The sequence below is a fragment of the Pseudoalteromonas luteoviolacea genome (assembly GCF_018100925.1).
Lineage (GTDB): Bacteria > Pseudomonadota > Gammaproteobacteria > Enterobacterales > Alteromonadaceae > Pseudoalteromonas > Pseudoalteromonas obscura.
In genome coordinates this window covers 395,395-413,999 of record NZ_JAGJEH010000001.1, presented here as the reverse complement: position 1 = coordinate 413,999, position 18,605 = coordinate 395,395, and the positions used below count along the sequence as shown (strand labels likewise).

Sequence of the window (18,605 nt, the reverse complement as noted above, 5' to 3'; positions counted from 1 at the left end):
AATAAAAAGTGAAAAGGGGCTGATTAGCCCCTCTTAATATCTCAGTTATGCTTTATTCATCGCATCAATTAAGAACGCTGAAATCTTCGCACCTTCTCTCAAGGTGGTTTCTGAGCTTGATTGACCAGCAAGAGAGCTATCGGTAAATGGCGCAATTTCCATCATATCCGCGCCAGTGATCGGGAACTCTTTTGCAAGAGCTTTAAGGATTATCAAAGCCTCTTCAGGTGTTAATCCACCTGTTTCAGGCGTGCCTGTTGCCGCAGCAAATTCTTCATCCAGCGCATCAATATCAAAGCTTACATATAACTCATCGACATTGTCCACTTTAAGCTGCTCAATTACACCAGCAACGATAGCATCAGCACCTTGCTCTCGAATTTCATGGGCCCAGTGTTGCTTAACGCCAAACGTACCTTCCCAATGCTCCTTTGCTTTACCGCTTGAGCGGATCCCAAATTGGATTAAGTGATGAGGAGCTGGTAAAAACTCAAGAATATGTGTGCACCAAGAGCCAAAACATAGGTCAATACCTAGTCTTTCAACCAACAAATCTGTGTGGGCATCAAAGTGAATAATCGCAGTGCGTTTGCCTTGTGCTCTTTTCGCTTTTAAATATGCCTTTGTTAGTGGGTAGCTAATAGAGTGGTCACCACCAATACCAAACACACCTTTATCAGGGTAATGCTTGTAGAAGCCATCACACACATCTTCGGTGATCGACAAAGGCGCTACAAAATATTCGCTATTCTCGTCTTGATAAAGGGCCTTCTGACAATTAGAGATAGTCCCTTCATTTAAATACTTGTCATGTAGTAAATGAGGAATAACACGCACATCTCCTAAATCAAACGCCGCTGTTTGCGGCTGCTGTTCAATTAGTGTGCTACGTAAAAATAGTGGGCCCCAGTTTGCGCCACGTAAAATACCACCGCCACAATCAGAGCTAATACCTAAAATAGCAGCTTTATGTTCGCTGTTTTCAATATTTTGCAATGAATCTTTCCAAAGGACATCGACGCCTTCAGTTTGACCATATAGCTTTTGTCTCAGTGCTTCTTTGCGCTCCTTAGCTGTATTCACAGTGAATACACCATCACCTGGTGGGCACAGACAATTTTCTAGTTTTTCAAGGTATTGTGATTTGCTGTTGCTCATAGCGTGCTCCTCAATAATTTGCATAATCATGCTAAATTAACTCTACTTCAAAAACGTAACCCGCTAATGAAATCAGCTCACTTTTGACCAATTTGAGTTTGATTACAATAAAACCCTTACAAACAAAAATTAGCTTAATCAATAACTTAATTGATTGTAAAAATGACCTACGAGAAAATTACAATTAGAATAACGCTGATATAACATGGTAGGAATATAAGTCAACCGCTGGATGCTAATCACATAAATACACCAGCGGCTGAATATTCACAGAAGATGTCTAGTTATTCGTATCCTCTGGGCTTTTTGGTCTTGATGATCGCGATATATCCATGCCAACTGGCATAAGCAAGTAGCGGCATAATAATGATGAAACCAGCAGCGCCTGTCAAAAACCCTATTATCACCATGGTGACTATGGTCAACCCCCACACGATCATGGCTGGTACATTAGTACCAACCGCGTGAATCGATGACACTACCGCTGTCATAATATCGACTCTTCGTTCCATCATAATTTGAGGCGTAAATGCAGAGATTGCAAAAACAGCCATCATCAATACACCACCAACAATGGAGCCGAGTGTTAGAAATGCTGATAGCTGTTCAAAGTTGGGGTTTGGCACATTCGGATACAATGCATGTATCAATGCCGCTAGTCGCATCCACACTATCATGATAACCATTAGTAGAATGGCGAACCCCCATTCTCCTGCGGGGTTTCTAAACATAGACTTCAAACTGTGCATTAATGTTGGCTTGTGACCTTTTTCTAACTCCCAAGCAACATCATACAAGCCTGCTGCGAACGCGGGACCGATTAAAGCGAATGCTACTGAAGCAGGTAAAATAACGAGGTGTGTGCCAGACTGAAAAACAAGCCACATAATAAAAGCGGGGATAATACTAAATACTAACCCGTATATTAGACTCAGGATTGGTGCCCTTACAATGTCTTTGCAAGCTAATGATAACCAGTGAAAAGGGGCTAGTGCACTAATTTGATTGCTTTCCAAGCACCGTGCGAATTCTGGGGTTTTATCTACCGAGTGAGATGTTGGCATAAAGGTGTCCTCTCTACATTGCTATATTAAGGTTTAGATGAGCTGGGCCTAACATGCAAGCATTGCAATAGTACACTGTTATATTTGTTTTCAAATTCGTTAAAAATTGGTTTTGTGTTACAACTTTACCCGTAATCAAACCATGCTCGTTTTATAAGTAACCAGTCAGTTAGCTTGGTTTAGCTCAGAGGACATGTGTCCTGTACTTAAACCTCTTTAACTTTAACCATTACGTTTTAGAACATAAAAAGGTTTTTTATGGAAAAGGTATTTCACTTGGGATTAACTCAAGCAGATCTTCAAGGTGCTAAGCTAGCGATCGTTCCAGGCGATCCTGAACGCTCCAAACGAATCGCCCAGCAGTTAGACAATGCGATTTGTCTGGCACAAACGAGAGAGTTTCATGTTTACCTAGCCACAATTAAAGAGCAACCAGTGGTTGTATGCTCTACAGGAATTGGTGGCCCGTCTACTTCAATCGCTGTAGAAGAGCTCGCTCAACTCGGGATTAAAACATTTCTAAGAATTGGAACCACAGGGGCTATTCAACCACATATTGATGAAGGTGATATTCTAGTCAGTACAGCATCAGTGAGACTAGATGGTGCAAGCCAGCATTTTGCTCCTTTAGCGTATCCGGCGGTTTCGGACTTTCACAGTACTCAAGCTATGGTGCAAGCTTGTGAATTTGAGAAGGTTCCTTATCACACAGGTATTACAGCTTCGAGTGACACATTCTACCCAGGACAAGAGCGTTACGACACTTTCTCCGGTTATGTATCCAAAGCATTCCAAGGGTCATGCGAAGAATGGCAAAAGCTTAATGTCATGAACTATGAAATGGAGTCAGCGACTCTATTCACTATGTGTGCAGCTCTAGGCCTAAAAGCAGCTTGTGTAGCCGGCGTGTTAGTAAATAGAACAAGGCAAGAAATTCCTGATGTTGACCACCAGCTGGTTGAGAAGCGTGCCGTATCAGTGGTAATTAAAGCCGCCGAAATCCTTATTACTCAATCAAAGTAGGCTTGCGCCTACTTTAGATTAAAATACGTGGTACTCCAAAGGCGCAGCGCCTTGTAAGTTGGTCAATACAGCTTGTGCCACGGATTTTTGATTTTCAAAACCCGCTTTCTCTACCAATGTAATGCGCTCTACGCTGGCATCTTCTAACTTAATACCAGATAGCGCCAATTGACTTAAAACGCTGCTCATGGGTGATAGGCTAGGACTGTAAGCTGCATTTTCTGCGTATCTGCCATAAAAAGCTCGCCCATCTTTCAAAACCAGCTCTGCCGCACTCAAATTGCTTGTATAGGGCACATAAGCATGACGCAAGTGTTGCTTCAGTGCGTCGGATATAGGTAAGTTAACATCAACATCGGCCGCTTCATTTGACATCAGTGACGCACCATTACCCAAATCACTCGGACCAAAGTCACAGGGCAACAACTCAGTTAAGGTAAATCTTCCATTTGGTAGTAGTATTGACAAAGTACCAGCCGAGCTCAGCTCATTCATAAACTGACGACAAAATCCACAGGGTGCTGCGTTAATGGCAATCGAAGTGATTTCTTGCGCACCATTTATCCATGCGTTATTAATTGCAGCTTGCTCTGCATGAACTACCAAAGATAGTGCCTGACGTTTAAACTCTAAATTAGCGCCCAAATACATGCAGCCCGTAATTTTATCAAAAACCACAGCACCAACATAAAAGGAAGAGATAGGAGCTTGAGCAAATTTTGCTGCAATTGGTAACAAAGCCTGCTGAAGTTGCTCTTTGTCACAATTGAGTTGACTGATAAGTTCAGATACGACATTCGCCTTAAGTACACCATGTGTTTGCTTAGCGACATCGTAAATATATTCTTCTATTTTGCTGTCTATTATTACCATAATTTAATTATTATAGAATATGGCATGCCAGTTTACGCAGGTTTCACGCGTTACTCAACCATTCCTTTGCAGTTTTAAAACATTCAAAGTTTTCCGCATGAATACCAAATCTTTTTACTTTTTGTAAAAATAAGTCGTGCATATAACCTTCAAAACCAACGACACGAGCGATTTGCATATTAGTCAGGTAATGAGCAACCTTAGGCATTACATTGACAATATCAATGGCAGCAAATTTATGCTCTAACTCCGATACGTCAATGAGCACTTTTTTACTACCGTGTTGCTCTGAATACGCCTTGGCTGCTTTATACGCATTGACCACATCTTCTGCTCCGGCTTTACCACGCACTGTCATTAAAATTAAAGACGTTGTTTGGTCATAAGTAATACTGGTTGATAGTACTGACATATAGAACTCTAAAAAGATACCGACATAGAAATTAATAAAGAGGGCAAGGATTTTAGTTTAAAGCGTGGCGCTGTCAACAAAATAGGATTTAAAAATGAGTAAAAAATAAAAAACCAACCCTTTATGATTGGTTTTTTATTTCATCGCGTTATAAAAATGTATTTTAAAATTACATTTTAGCACATAAGTATTAGCCAGTATTACGTAATCCTGCGGCGATCCCCATCATAGTGATCATCAGTGCACTATCTAGATTTTGATCATCTGCAGCACGGGTACGTTTTAATAGCTCTACTTGCAATAGGTTCAGAGGATCAGTGTAGGGGTTACGTAACGCAATTGACTCTTTTATCCAGGGCTGTGCAGACAATAAACTCCCCTTGGGTGCAAGTCGCAATACTTCATCCATAGTCTCTTTCAGCTCAGATCTGAGTTTTTCCCCAATAATCTGAAGCTCTTTAGGCACTAGGCGTTCGTCATAATACTCCGTTAGCCATAAATCAGCTTTGCAAAACACCATTTCTAGCATTTCAATTCTAGTTCTAAAAAAAGGCCACAGCTCGCTCATTTCTTCAATTAGTGATTCGCCACCTAAGTTGAGTACGGCTTTAATCCCCTCATTGGCTCCAAGCCAAGCAGGCAGCATCAAGCGATTTTGACTCCACGCAAATATCCATGGTATTGCGCGTAAGCTTTCAATACCCCCTTTTGGATTACGCTTAGCTGGACGAGATCCGAGTGGCAACTTAGCTAACTCTATTTCTGGTGTTGCACTTCTAAAGTATGAAACAAAATCTGGCGTATTGCGGACGTATTGGCGATATCGTTCACATGATGCTTCACTGAGCATATCCATAGCCTCACGCCATTGTGACTTTGGTTTAGGCGGTGGGAACAAATTATTCTCGATGATCGCACTGGCGTATAACGAAAGGCTTTGAATTGCGACCGGAGAAAGTCCAAATTTAAATCGGATCATCTCCCCTTGCTCCGTCACACGTAAACCGTGTTTAAGCGAACCTGGTGGTTGCGAACGTAATGCTTGACGCGCTGGAGCGCCACCGCGACCAATGGTCCCACCTCGACCATGAAATAGCTTCATTTTAATTCCGTGTTTATCTCCTAATTCAATCAGAGACTCCATGGCTCGGTATTGCGCCCAACCAGCCGCCATCATTCCCGCATCTTTTGCCGAGTCTGAATAGCCAATCATGACATACTGTTGATGTGACAAGTGGCCTTTGTACCAACTTGAGCTGAAAAGTTCAGTCATCACTTTATCTGCTCGATTTAAATCGTCGAGCGTTTCGAATAATGGTGCGACAGGGAAATTAAAACCGACGCCACTTTCTTTGAGCAATAGTTGAACAGCCAATACATCAGATGCATATTGCGCCATAGATATAATATAAATCCCCAAAGCCGCGCTATCCTGTTGTGCAATCACATCAAATGTATCAATCACCTCTTTTACTGATTCGTTTGGACGCCAGTGCTTTGGTATAATCGGCCTCCTTGAGCTTAGCTCAGACAACAAAAATGCCTGTTTGTCTTGCTCAGACCACTGTGCGTAGTCGCCGACGCCCAGATATCGAGTAAGCTCAGATAGCACCTCTGTATGGCGGGCAGAATCTTGACGAATATCTAATTGGCATAAATTCACACCAAAACAATTCAAGCGGCGAAGCACATCTAGCAGCAAACCATTGGCTACAACTTCCATCCCCAGCTCATTGAGAGAATTGAAGCAAACTAACAGAGGCTCTCGTAGCTGTGCTGTGAATTTAATTTTATCGCGGCAAGATGTTGGTGTCCCTTTGATTTTACTCTCCAAAAAGTCAATGGTTTCACGCACTTCTAGTTTGAGATTTTTCAATAACGTACGATATGGCTCACTCGTTTCACCTGTTTGCGCTAATAACACCTTATTTGCACCACTCATAGATAACTCTGCACTTAACTTATCCAGGTCTCGGTAATACAAGTCAAGCGCCATCCAACGACCGTGATCGAGCACGCTTTGTGTTACCGTTGCGGTTACATTGGGATTACCATCTCTATCTCCGCCCATCCATGAGGCAAGCTTCACTGGTGAAAAGCTCTGAGGTAGCTGAATACCCAGATACTGCTGTGCCATCTTGCCTAGTTCACCAACAAATTGTGGAATTGCGTGCCACAAGCTGTTTTCCACCACGGCAAATCCCCATTTTGCTTCTTCTAAAGGTGTCGGTCGCTTATCTCTAATTTCATTGGTATGCCAAGCCTGACAAATCAGCTGTGCTATCCGGGCTAAAATGGTATCTCTTTCTACGCCTGTACACTCAAGGCTCTCTAGTTCTTTAAGGCAATCACTTAATTCAACGTGTTTGCTGATTATTGTGCGGCGAGTTACTTCCGTTGGGTGTGCCGTGAGCACTAATTCTATTTGCAAAGTGGACAGCGCCTGTATTGCATCCTCTTGAGAGCACTCTTCTTTTGCAACGCGATCGGCGAGATCTTTGATGGTGTTTTCAATCGTTTCGAAGGCTCCCTCTGGTGAGCCTGCTTTGGAAGTCGTATGATACTGCTCTGCAACGTTTGCCAAATTCAGAAAGTGGTTAAACGCTCTACAGACAGGCAAAAGTTCTTCGTTGCTAAGTGCCTTTAGCGTATTAATTAGGGCCTCTCTCGCTTGATGATCTCCGCTTCTAGAGGCTTTGGCAAGATGTCTGATCTGCTCTACTTTTTCAAGTAGGTCTGAACCCAGTGCATGCTCGATGGTTGCCCCCAAACACTCACCTAAAAGACTTACGTTGCGACGTAGATTTGTATATTGCTGGTCCATACACTTTCCTTTGAATACAATTTATCCAAACCAATATACTGTTAAACATACATAAATGAAAAGACCATTTCGTTACACTTTTTTAATCTTAGCCTCGTCCATTTTTGTCATTTTAAAGCAAAATGTCCTTAAATTGAGGTGATCCAAACTCCGCTCAGTGTCGTTTATATCTAAATTATTTTCACAGCAAAAAGTCTTTATGGTGCAAAAAACAGCCGTGGTGATCGGTGCCAATGGCGCGATCGGTAAAGCACTTGTCAATCAGTACTTGCGCCTAAACTATCAGGTCGTTGCAATAAGCTCAGTTAAGTTAAACGTGGCGCATCCCATGTTGAACAAATTTATAACTGATTACTCAAGAGACAACATACAGGACCTGTCTAATCGTATAGCGCGAATATATCCTGGTACCGCATATATTACGGTGTGTAATGGTCTTTTACACACCAAGAACAATATGCCCGAAAAGAAAATCGAAACATTTGACGAGGCTTATTTCAGTGCGCTTTTGCAAGCCAATGCAATGACGCCTTTTTTATGGCTGCAAGCATTCATGCCTCACCTGCTCTCAACCAAGACACCGTGTGTGTTCACCGCATTGAGTGCCCGCGTTGGCAGTATTTCTGACAATCAGCTCGGTGGCTGGTATAGCTACAGGGCATCCAAAGCAGCGCTCAACATGCTATTTAAAACAGCCAGTATTGAACTGCAAAGGCGTCGATGCAATGTTAAGTTAATGCTTTTCCACCCTGGTACTACCGACTCCGCACTGTCAAAACCTTTTCAAAATAATGTTCCAATAGACAAATTATTCAAACCAGAATTTGTCGCACAGCAACTACACGAGCTTCAAACTAATCGGGTGTTTGATGGTGATGTTGACTATATCGATTGGCAAGGCGAAAGCATAGAATGGTGATCTCATGATATTTAATACTCAAGATTTACTTAACTTTCCAGATAGGTATCGCGCACATTTTATTAATAGCCTGTCTGGCTATAAGAGCGCAAACCTTGTTGGCACACGAAGTCCAAATGGCGAAGAGAACTTATCAATTGTGAGTTCGGTATTCCATTTAGGCGCACATCCGCCGTTAATGGGTGTCATTTTTAGACCGCATAGTGTCAGGCGAGATACATTAGAAAATATACTGCAAACAAAAACATACACAATCAATCACGTTAACTCTTTAATTTGGAAAGAAGCCCACCAGACTTCTGCGCGATACGATGAACATCAGTCAGAGTTTGACGCAACGGGCCTAACGCCCTATTACCACGATAATTTTGGTGCCCCATTTGTTGCACAAAGCCAACTAAAAATAGGCCTGGAATTATGCCAGCATCAAACCATTGAGTTGAATAAAACCGTACTTGTCATTGGCAAAATTGTGCATGTAGAGGTTGACGACAATGCCGTTGCAGAAGATGGGTTTATCAACTTGGAACAACTTGATACCATTGCCGTCTCCGGTTTAGATTGCTATCACACGACAAGCAAGATAGCGAGGCTTGAATACGCTAAACCAAACAAGCCCGCAACAACAAAAGCGTGATGGTCAAATATACTGCAAGGTGAAAGTATAACTTCAATGTTCATAAAAACGGTGCTGAGTTGTTTTACAGTTTGGCGCCGTTAAACTCTGCCAGTATATATTCCAAGTCTTTTAGATAATCGACAAACGCGGCTTGTTGATCGGTAGAGAGTGTACTTCTCAGACTTATCAACAAATCAATTTGATTCACAATGCGTTGAACTCTTTGCTGTTCAATGTGAGCTGGTAAATCATTTGGAGAGTTAACAATATACCTTGTCAGTTCTTCCATTTCTGCCTCAGTGAGCAGTCTTCTTTGGAGCAGTGCTTCTATTTTCGAAAGCCGTTTTTGATTGTGTAGTACCTGCACTTCTCTGTAAAACGCAACGTTATCGTAATGGCGACTGATCATTGCTTTCTGCTGGATATTTAGTTTCCCTAAAGCGTCTTCAAATCGCTCAAGCGAATTCTCGATTCGCTCATTTCGACTTTTGTACTTTCCCATTTCACCTTTGATATTTGATATAAGCTGTTTTCTTTGTTTTTGGTCAAGTGAAACCAATAAAGGAACAAGTACGGGCCCAGCGTCTTGTATCAAGTCATACCAATGCCCCCTCACTTGCTGACTGAGCTTGAAAATCTGCTTTTTATCCATCGTTAACCAGTCAGCTTCAATGGTTTTAAGCCAGCTAGAGTACATTGGTAAATATTGAGCTTGATGCCGCAACTGCAGCTGATGAAAGCCTTTTAAAAACACTTCTTCTTGAGAACGAGTTAATGTAACAAAATCTTCAAGTTTATTGAGTACAAGCCTGTCTGCATTTTTATAAATTGTCTCATACATACAAGCAGTTAAGGATAATATTAACAACAAGACAGTAACTATTTTTGACATAAAGCCACCATAAACGCAATTAATTATCATTTGCAGTTGACAATCACGCCACAGTAATTGATAATTATTCTCAATGAAGCGAACTAGTTGATTATACGCACAATGAATGCTCGCTTCATATAGTGAATTACTACTCGACCCAGTAATTTCACACACTCATTTACTTGCTACATTGCTCATATCGGTGACGGTAGATATGAAAATTAAAAAGCCCGAAAGGGCTTTTTTTATTTCCCTTCATAAACTTATAGTCTAAACTGCGTTATTAAACTAGGTGCATTAAGCTAAACACACTCCCCTGTAACATAAGGAGAAATAATAATGCGGAAAATAACTCAAATACTTCTATTATCGGGCCTCATAGCATACTCAACTCCCTCTATCGCAGGATTGGAAGAAGGCATCGCGGCTGCGAATGCTGGCCAGTTTGATGTTGCTCTAAAGGAGTTTCAATACTTAGTCGATATGGGTTTCGCCCCAGGTATGTACGAGCTTGCAAAAATGCATGAAGGTGGATACGGCGTCCCGAAAAACCCTAGAAAAGCAGCTGAATTATTGCAACGCGCAGTAAAATTAGGTAGTGCTGATGCTATGTTCGCACTTGCCGTTTTGTACCAAGATGGCAGAGGTGTGAAACTAGATAAACAAAAAGCTGTGGATCTTTTCACTCAAGCGGCAAAAAAGAGTCTTCCAGCAGCCCAATTTAATCTAGGTGTTATGCATGCAAATGGAGATGGTGTTGTACAAGACTACTCCCAAGCACGCTTTTGGTATGAGCGCGCCGCTGCCAATAATTACACGCTTGCAATGTACAACTTGGCGTTATTGTACTACCAAGGTTTAGGTGTACAAAAGAATGTTGAGCGCTCATATATTTGGAACTTACTCGCTGAATTTAACGGTTACGCACAAGCCGCAGAAAGCAGACAGCTTGATGAGCAAAGCCTGTCTCGCTCGCAATTGGAGCGTGGACAACGCATAGCAAATGAGATCTATCATAAAATTCAGGCCAAAACCTATATCGCAGGTAGTGGATTTGCCGAATAGCTGAGCAAATCTAACGTAAATATAGCCATGTCAAAACATGTTTTATGATATGGCTATAACGGTCAAACAGCTGACTACGCCATATTTTATCGCTAGATTTGAAAATAGACTTACCGTGGCTCAATGCAATAAAGCCTTCTTTTGCATGATACTGCCCCATCCCCGAACTACCCAAACCACCAAAGGGTAAATCAACTACGGCAACGTGTAACAACATATCGTTGATACACAATGATCCTGCTTGCAAACTACGACGAAGCATGGCCTCAGACTTTTCGCTGTTTGTATATAAATAACATGCTAAAGGTGTGCCAAGAGATTGCACTACACGCTTGGCATGTTCAAGGTCTTGGACCTTTAATACAGTAACAATAGGTCCAAATACTTCTTCTTGCATTACGCGAGCTTTCAGTGAGGGCTCGATGATTATGTGAATCCCAAACTCTTTGGCCGTCAAACTTTCTAGCGGCTTAGAGGAATACACTTCAGTCCCCTGACCTTGTGCATCACTTATCAGCGACATTAATCTGTGGGCATGATGCTGGTTCACAATACCCGTGTGACCTTTTGAATGGCTACTTTCTCGTACCTTATTTTTAAGCTTTTCAATAAACTCATCAAATATAGACTCAGTAACAAGCACATAATCTGGTGCCACACAGATCTGCCCCGCATTCATTGTTTTCGCATGTATAATATCTAATATCGCTTTGTCTTGATTAGCATCATCTAACACCACCATGGGTGATTTGCCACCTAGCTCTAACGTTACAGGGACCAAATTTTTTGCAGCCGCTGCGTAAACCTGTTTGCCAATATGAGTTGAGCCGGTGAAAAATAAGTGATCAAAAGCTTGTTGGCTGAATTCAGACGCGACATACGCGTCTCCTTCTATAACCACACAGTCTCCTTCCAACGGTTCCAACACATCTTTAATTACTTGATTGATAGTCGGCGTAAGTTCACTGAGTTTAAGCATTACTTTATTACCAGCTGCAATTGCCGTGGCGAGCGGAACAAGCGCTAGCTGTATAGGATAATTCCAAGGAGCGATAACACCAATAACGCCTTTTGGCACGTACTCTATCCACACTTTAGAAGGTAAGAATTGCCAGCCCGCTGATCTGCTGTGAGGTTTCATCCATGAGTCAAGGTGCTTAGATAAATACTTGATATGACTAATAGTTGGTATGATATCAGCCACTAGGGAATCATAATCAGAACGCATACTGAAGTCAGCCTTAGCCGCGTCTACAAGGCGTGATTTATTTTCAATAATTGCTGAACTCAATTTTTTAAGTTGCTGTTTTCGTAACTCGTTCGACGGATATGGCGTCGCCAAATATGCAGCCTTGAGTGTAGCAAGTTTATCTCTAATGGAGCTATTGAGCGCTTCTGTCACATTTGCTTCCTTAACTATTCGCAATGACCATTACCACATTATACGTATTTTTAACCACTAGTTAAAAATAAATTAAAAAAACAACACCAAGCCGAGACCCCAACCACGACTTTTGAATATAATTAATATCAAACTTCGATTAACTATAACGCATCATTTACATTCAATAGCCAACAGTATCAATTTTCAGATCGCCATTATAAAATAAATTAATCATACAACATTCATTGACAGAAACGATTTAAAATCCACCACCTTAGTTTAAAAAACAAATAAATCATGTTTCTAATAAACAGCAAAAACCATAACACACTGATATAAATGCCTATATTTCACTCAAAACTAGAGCGAACGCACTCACCTGTTTACTATCATTTACAAAAAAAACACTTAACTTAATCATTGTTATATTAGGAAAAAATAACAATTTGGATATTAAACAAACAAAATCCAAGCAGTTATTTTACCCGATATGAATATTTTCCTATTCTTTTATGTTTTAATTTCGCCCGATAACTAAGTGATAAAATTAATACAGGAAGATATTAATGTTTAAATATTCAAAAGTCGCACTTGGCTTAGCTACTTGTTTCGCTCTAACAGGCTGTTTAAAAGTTGAAGATGATGGTAACAAAGAAATTTCAGACCAGCTGAATAGTCAAAATGAGCTATTACAAACACAAGTTAACTTGTTAACAGAGCAACAAGAAAACGCTAAGGCACCAGCAGCAATTAAAGGTACAGTGGTATCTGTATCTGAAGGCGTTTCTGCTGCTGACGCACAAGTAAGCGTTTTTGTTGATAATGCATGGACGGAAGCTGTCGCAGTTGCTGAAGATGGCTCATTCAATATTGGAAACCTACCAGCTCATCGCAGTATCGTTATTAAAGTTTCGAGTGAAAGCGGCGTATTTCTAACTCGTCACTTCACAGCGAGAACAACAGGTAATGTTGCCAACGGTGTTCAAACTGCTGATCTGTTTAACCTTGAAGTATCTCAGGGTTATACCAAAGAAATTAAAGTTCTTGACTCAGAATCCAATGAAGCAATTAAAGACCTAACTATTTGGGCTGAAGACGTTATTGGTATAGATCGTTACTGGAATGCTGATAACTTCAACAAAATGGTTAAAGACAACTATGCGACTAAAGCTGTATATAACGAAGAGAAAGATGTCTACGAAATTCAATTAGCTAAAGATTTGCCTGTTGACTTATACTTTAACCCAGATCTAAATGGTGACGGTAATAATAACTACGTTCCTGAGTCGGGTAGCTACTCAGGTATTGATGGCGGAATTCAGCTTTCAGAAGCCAACTTGATTGAATCAATAGATGTCATGTACATGAAAGCGGTTAACACCCACGAATTTACCATTGCACTTACGGTACTTGACGAAGAAGGTAATGCAGTTGAAGTTAAGCGCGTATTTGCAAATGACAATGATCGTGGTGAGAAGTATGCAACTTACAACGAAGACACAAAGCAGTATGAGCTCGATGCCAACTTCTTTTATAGCTTAAATATCGTTATTCCAGGTTTTCAAAAAGATGACCTAGTTTACGGCAGCGCAAACGTTGGAATTAACTACAACACGGCTCTTTCTGCGTACAACGTGGATAACGGTAATAACTTTTCTATAGTTGAGCTATCGAATAACACATTAAATCTAGTTGTTCACCTACAAGGCGAAGAAGTGAGCGAATCAACAGTATCAACCATTGCAACTGTTGATGCAAAAGACACTGTTGACAATGACGTACAGTTATACTTAAACGTACCAGTTGAAGTGGCAGCAGCCAACGTTCAAGCAGTAGCTGTAAATCACGTTTTAGAGTCAAAAGATGGCTTTACAACATTGAACACTGTTGAGACTAATGTTGAACATGACATTACGCTAGATTTGGACAACACTCGTATCACCGTCGCACCAAAAGCAGAAGTGACAACAAACTATAGATACCGAGTTTCTATCGATGAGGTTGTCAATACTATCTCAGGTGAAACTGAGCAGCTAAGCTTCAACAAAGAGTATAACTTACCAGTTAGCAACGCTGTTTTTGATATCAATGAAATTACAGCTGATAACCTTAACCATACTACAAATGGTCAGCCAATTGTCGCTAAAAACTCAGCTGGCGTCGACGATACTTGGGCATGGGATCATGATGGTTACATTAGTTTCATTTTACCAAAACACATGCACTTGGTTGAAAAGTTCAGCTTCGAAATTGTTAAATATACGCGTAACAATGAAGAAACTGTGATCAACGATCCTAATACGAGAACAGTTATTGGCGATACTTGGAATAACTATTCTACAGATTTCTTTGCAAAAATAGCACGTAATGAAAACTGGAGTGGTAATTTCACTACGGGTAGTGCTGTAGACAGTGGTTATCACTCAATAACCACCAACAACGTAGCTCTATATTTAAACGACGACAAAGAAGGCTTTAAGAACACAGTTACTATTAACTACAGCTACCAGCTGAAAGACAGTAAAGATGTGATCACAGGCACTCTAGAGTTACCAATTCAATAAATTTGAAGTATTTAAAAAGGGCTTGGTGTTAACCAAGCCCTTTTTTTTGAGAATAATTTCAGTGCTGATGTCTAACGACGATACATACGATGTGCTGGTATCGAGATAAAGACGATAACCAAAATACACTCCTTCTAATAAAGCTTCTTGAACCCGCTCATATTACTAACAATTCGCGTGACAGATGTAACTCGTTTTCATCTTTTATAGCGCATTCAATCCCACTCGCGCTGCCTAGTGATTGGGCAACTCTCTTATAAGTGACTGGCACCTCCTTGTTCGTAGCATTATGTGACCAACGAATTATATCAGCTGGCCTCATTAACCCCATATTCACGAGGTATTTATCAAAGCTTTATTGCCGCAGCCCCACCACTATGGTTTGCAGATCGAGCACATCACGTCCATCTATATCAACTGTTGTTATCGCAATTAAATAGCTCGACTAATAATTAACGACTTTGCCTGTATCAACAGCGCCCAAAAATGTTGTCGTACAAACCAAGATACATTAAGCAATTTGGTATTTATTATGGCAGGTAACAGGTAATCTTCGCTGATGCATTTCGCAAGGGGAAAAGGACATGGAGGGTTTTATGATTTAAATAGAAACGCCAAGCTCCCCAAAACTGAACAGCTTGGCACATGATTTAGTTAACTAGAATACAAACACCCAACGAGCAACGGTTAATGTCAGAATGCTCAGTATTGCTATTGCTATAAGGTTCATTACAAATCCAGCTTTGATCATATCTTTAATTTTGATCTCTCCAGAACCAAAAACAATCGCATTAGGCGGTGTAGCAACTGGCATCATAAAGGCACAACTGGCCGCCATAGCAGCAGGGATTATCCATATTAAAGGCGTACCGGTAACCTGCTCTGCAACAGGACCAAGCAATGGTAAAAAGCCTGCCGCGGTTGCTGTATTACTGGTTAATTCAGTTAAAAAAGTGATTAGAGCAGCGACCGCAATAACACTTAATACCAGTGGAATTGCGCTGGCACCCGCAAGCAAATTGGCAATATACTCAGCCAGCCCTGAGCCCTTAATTTGACTGGCTAAGGTTAGACCGCCACCAAAGAGTAATAAGATCCCCCAAGGTACTTCTTTTGCGGCTGGCCAATCCATTACCTTTTGCTCACCTTGTTTGTCAGCTGGCAACACAAACAACAGGATTGAGGCAGCAACCGCAATCCCGGTATCTGTGATATTTAAACCAGTCCAAGTTTGCAAGTAGGGTCTTAACAACCAACCAAATACTGCAAACAAAAATACATACATGACATTCTTTTCAGCGATTGACATCGACCCTTGATCGCTCAACTGAGCAGAGAATATCTCAGTCATTTCAGTATTGTTTTGCTGTGGTGCAAGTTTAAATGCAAACTTTGTAAGCCATAACCAACATAAGATAATCATCCCAAATGTAAATGGCACAGCCACAATCATCCATTGACCAAAGCCAATTTGTATTTGATGGTTGTCCCATAAATACGCAACCATTAACGCATTGGGCGCAGTGCCTATAATAGTTCCAACCCCACCTAGGCTGGCACTATAAGCAATAGCCAATAGCAAAGCTTTTGCGTAGTTATCACAGTGCGCACCATTTTTTTGTAAAACGTGGATAACAGATAATGCAATGGGTAACAACATCAAAGTTGTGGCAGTGTTATTGATCCACATAGACAAAAAACCACTGACTAACATCATTGCGAGCACTTGATACTTGGGATTTGTACCACTTTTCAACATGGTTTGCAGTGCAATTCGTTTATGTAACTGAGACTTTTCCATCGCAATGGAAATTAGAAAGCCACCTAAGAACAGAAATATAAGCGGGTGAGCATACGCTGATGAGGTACTTTTTATATCATTGATACCCGCCAAAGGCACTGCTAGTAGAGGCACTAGTGAAGTTACTGGAATTGGCACCGTTTCGCTCACCCACCAAACCGCCAGCCACATGGCAAGACCAGCAGTACGCCAACCTTGTTCTGACAAACCTTCAGGGCTTTGAGTGAAGCATGTTAGTAGAAAAAGAAAAGGGCCTAAAAATAGCCACAACTTATTGTATAGGGAACTGCCTTTAACCATTGTATCCGTCATTTATCAATTTTTTGTAATTATGAATGCTAATTAAGGAGGCAGTATGAATGAGCATGCTGTAATCTACAAGACACCAAAAGCCTTAGGCAACACAAAAGCAAGCTTTTGCTCACTATATAGTTATACCAGTAATCAAAAATAGACCGCTGTGCTCTATGAATACAGCGGCCTAGGCTTACATTTTTAGTTAGCAGTAATATTAAGCGTTACGCCAGATGCCTGCGTATAACCACGCAAGTCAAAGTACCAGGTTCCCGCCTCTGGCAATGACAATGTGCAAACTTCATTGTTTCCATAACGATATGGACGACAGCGATATTGGGATGTCGTTGATTGACTACCAAAGTTCACATACAGATCGGCATCGCCGGAACCACCTGAAATGGTCACTTTGAGCTCTTTGTAGCCACTACCGATTGGTAAATTAGTACGCCACCATTGCCCAGACTCAACACTCACATCGGTAAATGTTTTTTGTATTGGTGTTGGATCTGTAGGTGGAGGAGGTGTACTGCCTGCGGTTTTTGCCAGCTCAGCAACATAGGCACTGGCCAACTTGGCAAAATTTAAAGAGTGCTCCGCATTGTATTCCGTATCATTTGAAGAGTGGATCAAACGATTTGACTCTCTCATTCGAGACTCAAAAGGAAATGACGCAGGAAACCCTTGTTGATACCAAGATGCATGATCTGAGCAACCATAGCCACACCTATCATAGCCATAGCTAATGGTGCTCAAGTATGTATCTATTAGCTGGCTCATAAATGTATTTTGGGCACTGTTGGTATAGTCAGTGATGAGTACAATGTCATATTGACCACCTTTGTGGCCAGACATATCAAATTGTGCCATGCCAACGACATTTTTCCCTGATGACTTGTAATCCTGTGCAATTGCTTTTGACCCCCTCAATCCCACTTCTTCCGCAGCGTACCCCATAATTTGCACGGTTCGCTTGGGTTTATAGTTGGTCTCTACTATCGCTTTGAGCACCTCACTTAGTACAGCTATACCAGACGCATTATCATCTGCACCTGGCGCACGCCCCCCACTCGGGTTAGAGCCATTGATTGAATCTAAATGTCCGCCAATAACCACGATTTCATCAATTAACTCACTGCCAGGGATAGTGACAATAACAGATGGCTGAGCCCACGAATGGCCGTAGGACTCTACGGTGATATCAGCTCTTGAACGAGCCAAATCAGTCCAATGCTGTTTGACCCAGTTGGAGGCATCGACACCTGACTGCTGAGTGTAATATCGGTTATAAAAGGCCGTCATTGCACTTACAGTGCTATCCAGCCCAGTTGATGAAACCTTACTCATCAGAGCTTGCACGGTTTGTGGGTTGTCTATGGTATAAGCTAGCTCAGGCTGATTTGCGTGAGCATGTGCCAAAGCGCTCAAGTATGATTTGGCTTCTTGCTCACTTTCATGAGCGACAAAACCACCACATCGATGATAGTTTTCGTGCATAAAATGACTGACATTAACATGCTCTGCTTCATCAAGTAGCAATAAGTTCACCTCGGCATTATTCGTGGTGGACTGTGGGTATACTCGCCCTTTAATAGAGTTTTCTAATTGGTAATGCTGACTTGCTGGTGCGCCTAACGTTATCCATTTTTTTTCAGATGGTTCGCTTGAGAAACTAGGCTGTGAGAGGCACGCCAACAAACACATAAATGCTTTTGTACGCATAATGTCTCC

14 protein-coding genes are annotated in these 18,605 nt (G+C 41.4%); 5 read left to right on the top strand and 9 right to left on the bottom strand.

Going from position 1 to position 18,605, the window contains the following annotated elements; genetic code table 11:
• Nucleotides 1-45: 45 nt before the first annotated feature.
• Nucleotides 46-1,158 carry an arginase family protein gene (locus J8M00_RS01555; protein WP_211008614.1) on the bottom strand — a complete coding sequence of 371 codons (1,113 nt, stop codon included), beginning with the start codon at nucleotides 1,156-1,158 and terminating at the stop codon, nucleotides 46-48.
• Nucleotides 1,159-1,442: 284 nt separating this feature from the next.
• Complete coding sequence (locus tag J8M00_RS01550; RefSeq protein WP_023397877.1) at nucleotides 1,443-2,222, bottom strand: DUF2189 domain-containing protein; 780 nt, start codon at nucleotides 2,220-2,222, stop codon at nucleotides 1,443-1,445.
• 258 nt (nucleotides 2,223-2,480) lie between these two features.
• Here J8M00_RS01550 and udp point away from each other — a divergent pair, with 258 nt between their 5' ends.
• Nucleotides 2,481-3,245 (top strand): uridine phosphorylase, encoded by a 765-nt coding sequence (udp, locus tag J8M00_RS01545; protein ID WP_211008613.1) that lies wholly within the window; start codon nucleotides 2,481-2,483, stop codon nucleotides 3,243-3,245.
• Between the two features lie 18 nt (nucleotides 3,246-3,263).
• On the opposite strand, the gene cdd is transcribed toward udp, so the two are convergent.
• The 3 genes from cdd to ppc form a co-directional block, all read right to left on the bottom strand.
• Nucleotides 3,264-4,118 carry a cytidine deaminase gene (gene cdd, locus J8M00_RS01540; protein ID WP_211008612.1) on the bottom strand — a complete coding sequence of 285 codons (855 nt, stop codon included), beginning with the start codon at nucleotides 4,116-4,118 and terminating at the stop codon, nucleotides 3,264-3,266.
• Between the two features lie 43 nt (nucleotides 4,119-4,161).
• Nucleotides 4,162-4,530, bottom strand: coding sequence for a hypothetical protein (locus J8M00_RS01535; RefSeq protein WP_211008611.1), 369 nt, complete (start codon nucleotides 4,528-4,530; stop codon nucleotides 4,162-4,164).
• Nucleotides 4,531-4,720: 190 nt separating this feature from the next.
• Complete coding sequence (gene ppc, locus J8M00_RS01530) at nucleotides 4,721-7,354, bottom strand: phosphoenolpyruvate carboxylase (protein WP_211008610.1); 2,634 nt, start codon at nucleotides 7,352-7,354, stop codon at nucleotides 4,721-4,723.
• Nucleotides 7,355-7,553: 199 nt separating this feature from the next.
• Here ppc and J8M00_RS01525 point away from each other — a divergent pair, with 199 nt between their 5' ends.
• Both J8M00_RS01525 and J8M00_RS01520 read left to right on the top strand, forming a co-directional pair.
• The gene (locus J8M00_RS01525) at nucleotides 7,554-8,273 is read left to right on the top strand and encodes an SDR family NAD(P)-dependent oxidoreductase (protein ID WP_211008609.1); all 720 of its coding nucleotides are present in this window, start codon (nucleotides 7,554-7,556) and stop codon (nucleotides 8,271-8,273) included.
• A gap of 4 nt (nucleotides 8,274-8,277) precedes the next feature.
• Nucleotides 8,278-8,910 carry a flavin reductase family protein gene (locus J8M00_RS01520; protein ID WP_211008608.1) on the top strand — a complete coding sequence of 211 codons (633 nt, stop codon included), beginning with the start codon at nucleotides 8,278-8,280 and terminating at the stop codon, nucleotides 8,908-8,910.
• 64 nt (nucleotides 8,911-8,974) lie between these two features.
• Here J8M00_RS01520 and J8M00_RS01515 read toward each other — a convergent pair whose 3' ends face one another.
• Nucleotides 8,975-9,784, bottom strand: coding sequence for a DUF6279 family lipoprotein (locus J8M00_RS01515; protein WP_211008607.1), 810 nt, complete (start codon nucleotides 9,782-9,784; stop codon nucleotides 8,975-8,977).
• 321 nt (nucleotides 9,785-10,105) lie between these two features.
• Here J8M00_RS01515 and J8M00_RS01510 point away from each other — a divergent pair, with 321 nt between their 5' ends.
• Nucleotides 10,106-10,831 carry a tetratricopeptide repeat protein gene (locus J8M00_RS01510; protein WP_211008606.1) on the top strand — a complete coding sequence of 242 codons (726 nt, stop codon included), beginning with the start codon at nucleotides 10,106-10,108 and terminating at the stop codon, nucleotides 10,829-10,831.
• Between the two features lie 10 nt (nucleotides 10,832-10,841).
• Here J8M00_RS01510 and J8M00_RS01505 read toward each other — a convergent pair whose 3' ends face one another.
• Complete coding sequence (locus J8M00_RS01505; RefSeq protein ID WP_211008605.1) at nucleotides 10,842-12,233, bottom strand: aldehyde dehydrogenase family protein; 1,392 nt, start codon at nucleotides 12,231-12,233, stop codon at nucleotides 10,842-10,844.
• A gap of 548 nt (nucleotides 12,234-12,781) precedes the next feature.
• On the opposite strand from J8M00_RS01505, the gene J8M00_RS01500 reads away from it, so the two are divergent.
• Nucleotides 12,782-14,779, top strand: a complete 1,998-nt coding sequence (locus J8M00_RS01500; RefSeq protein ID WP_211008604.1) for a hypothetical protein — start codon at nucleotides 12,782-12,784, stop codon at nucleotides 14,777-14,779.
• 658 nt (nucleotides 14,780-15,437) lie between these two features.
• On the opposite strand, the gene J8M00_RS01495 is transcribed toward J8M00_RS01500, so the two are convergent.
• Together J8M00_RS01495 and J8M00_RS01490 are read right to left on the bottom strand one after the other, a co-directional pair.
• The gene (locus J8M00_RS01495; RefSeq protein ID WP_023397888.1) at nucleotides 15,438-16,892 is read right to left on the bottom strand and encodes an SLC13 family permease; all 1,455 of its coding nucleotides are present in this window, start codon (nucleotides 16,890-16,892) and stop codon (nucleotides 15,438-15,440) included.
• Between the two features lie 183 nt (nucleotides 16,893-17,075).
• Nucleotides 17,076-18,596 carry a M28 family metallopeptidase gene (locus J8M00_RS01490; protein WP_211008603.1) on the bottom strand — a complete coding sequence of 507 codons (1,521 nt, stop codon included), beginning with the start codon at nucleotides 18,594-18,596 and terminating at the stop codon, nucleotides 17,076-17,078.
• Nucleotides 18,597-18,605: the final 9 nt, after the last annotated feature.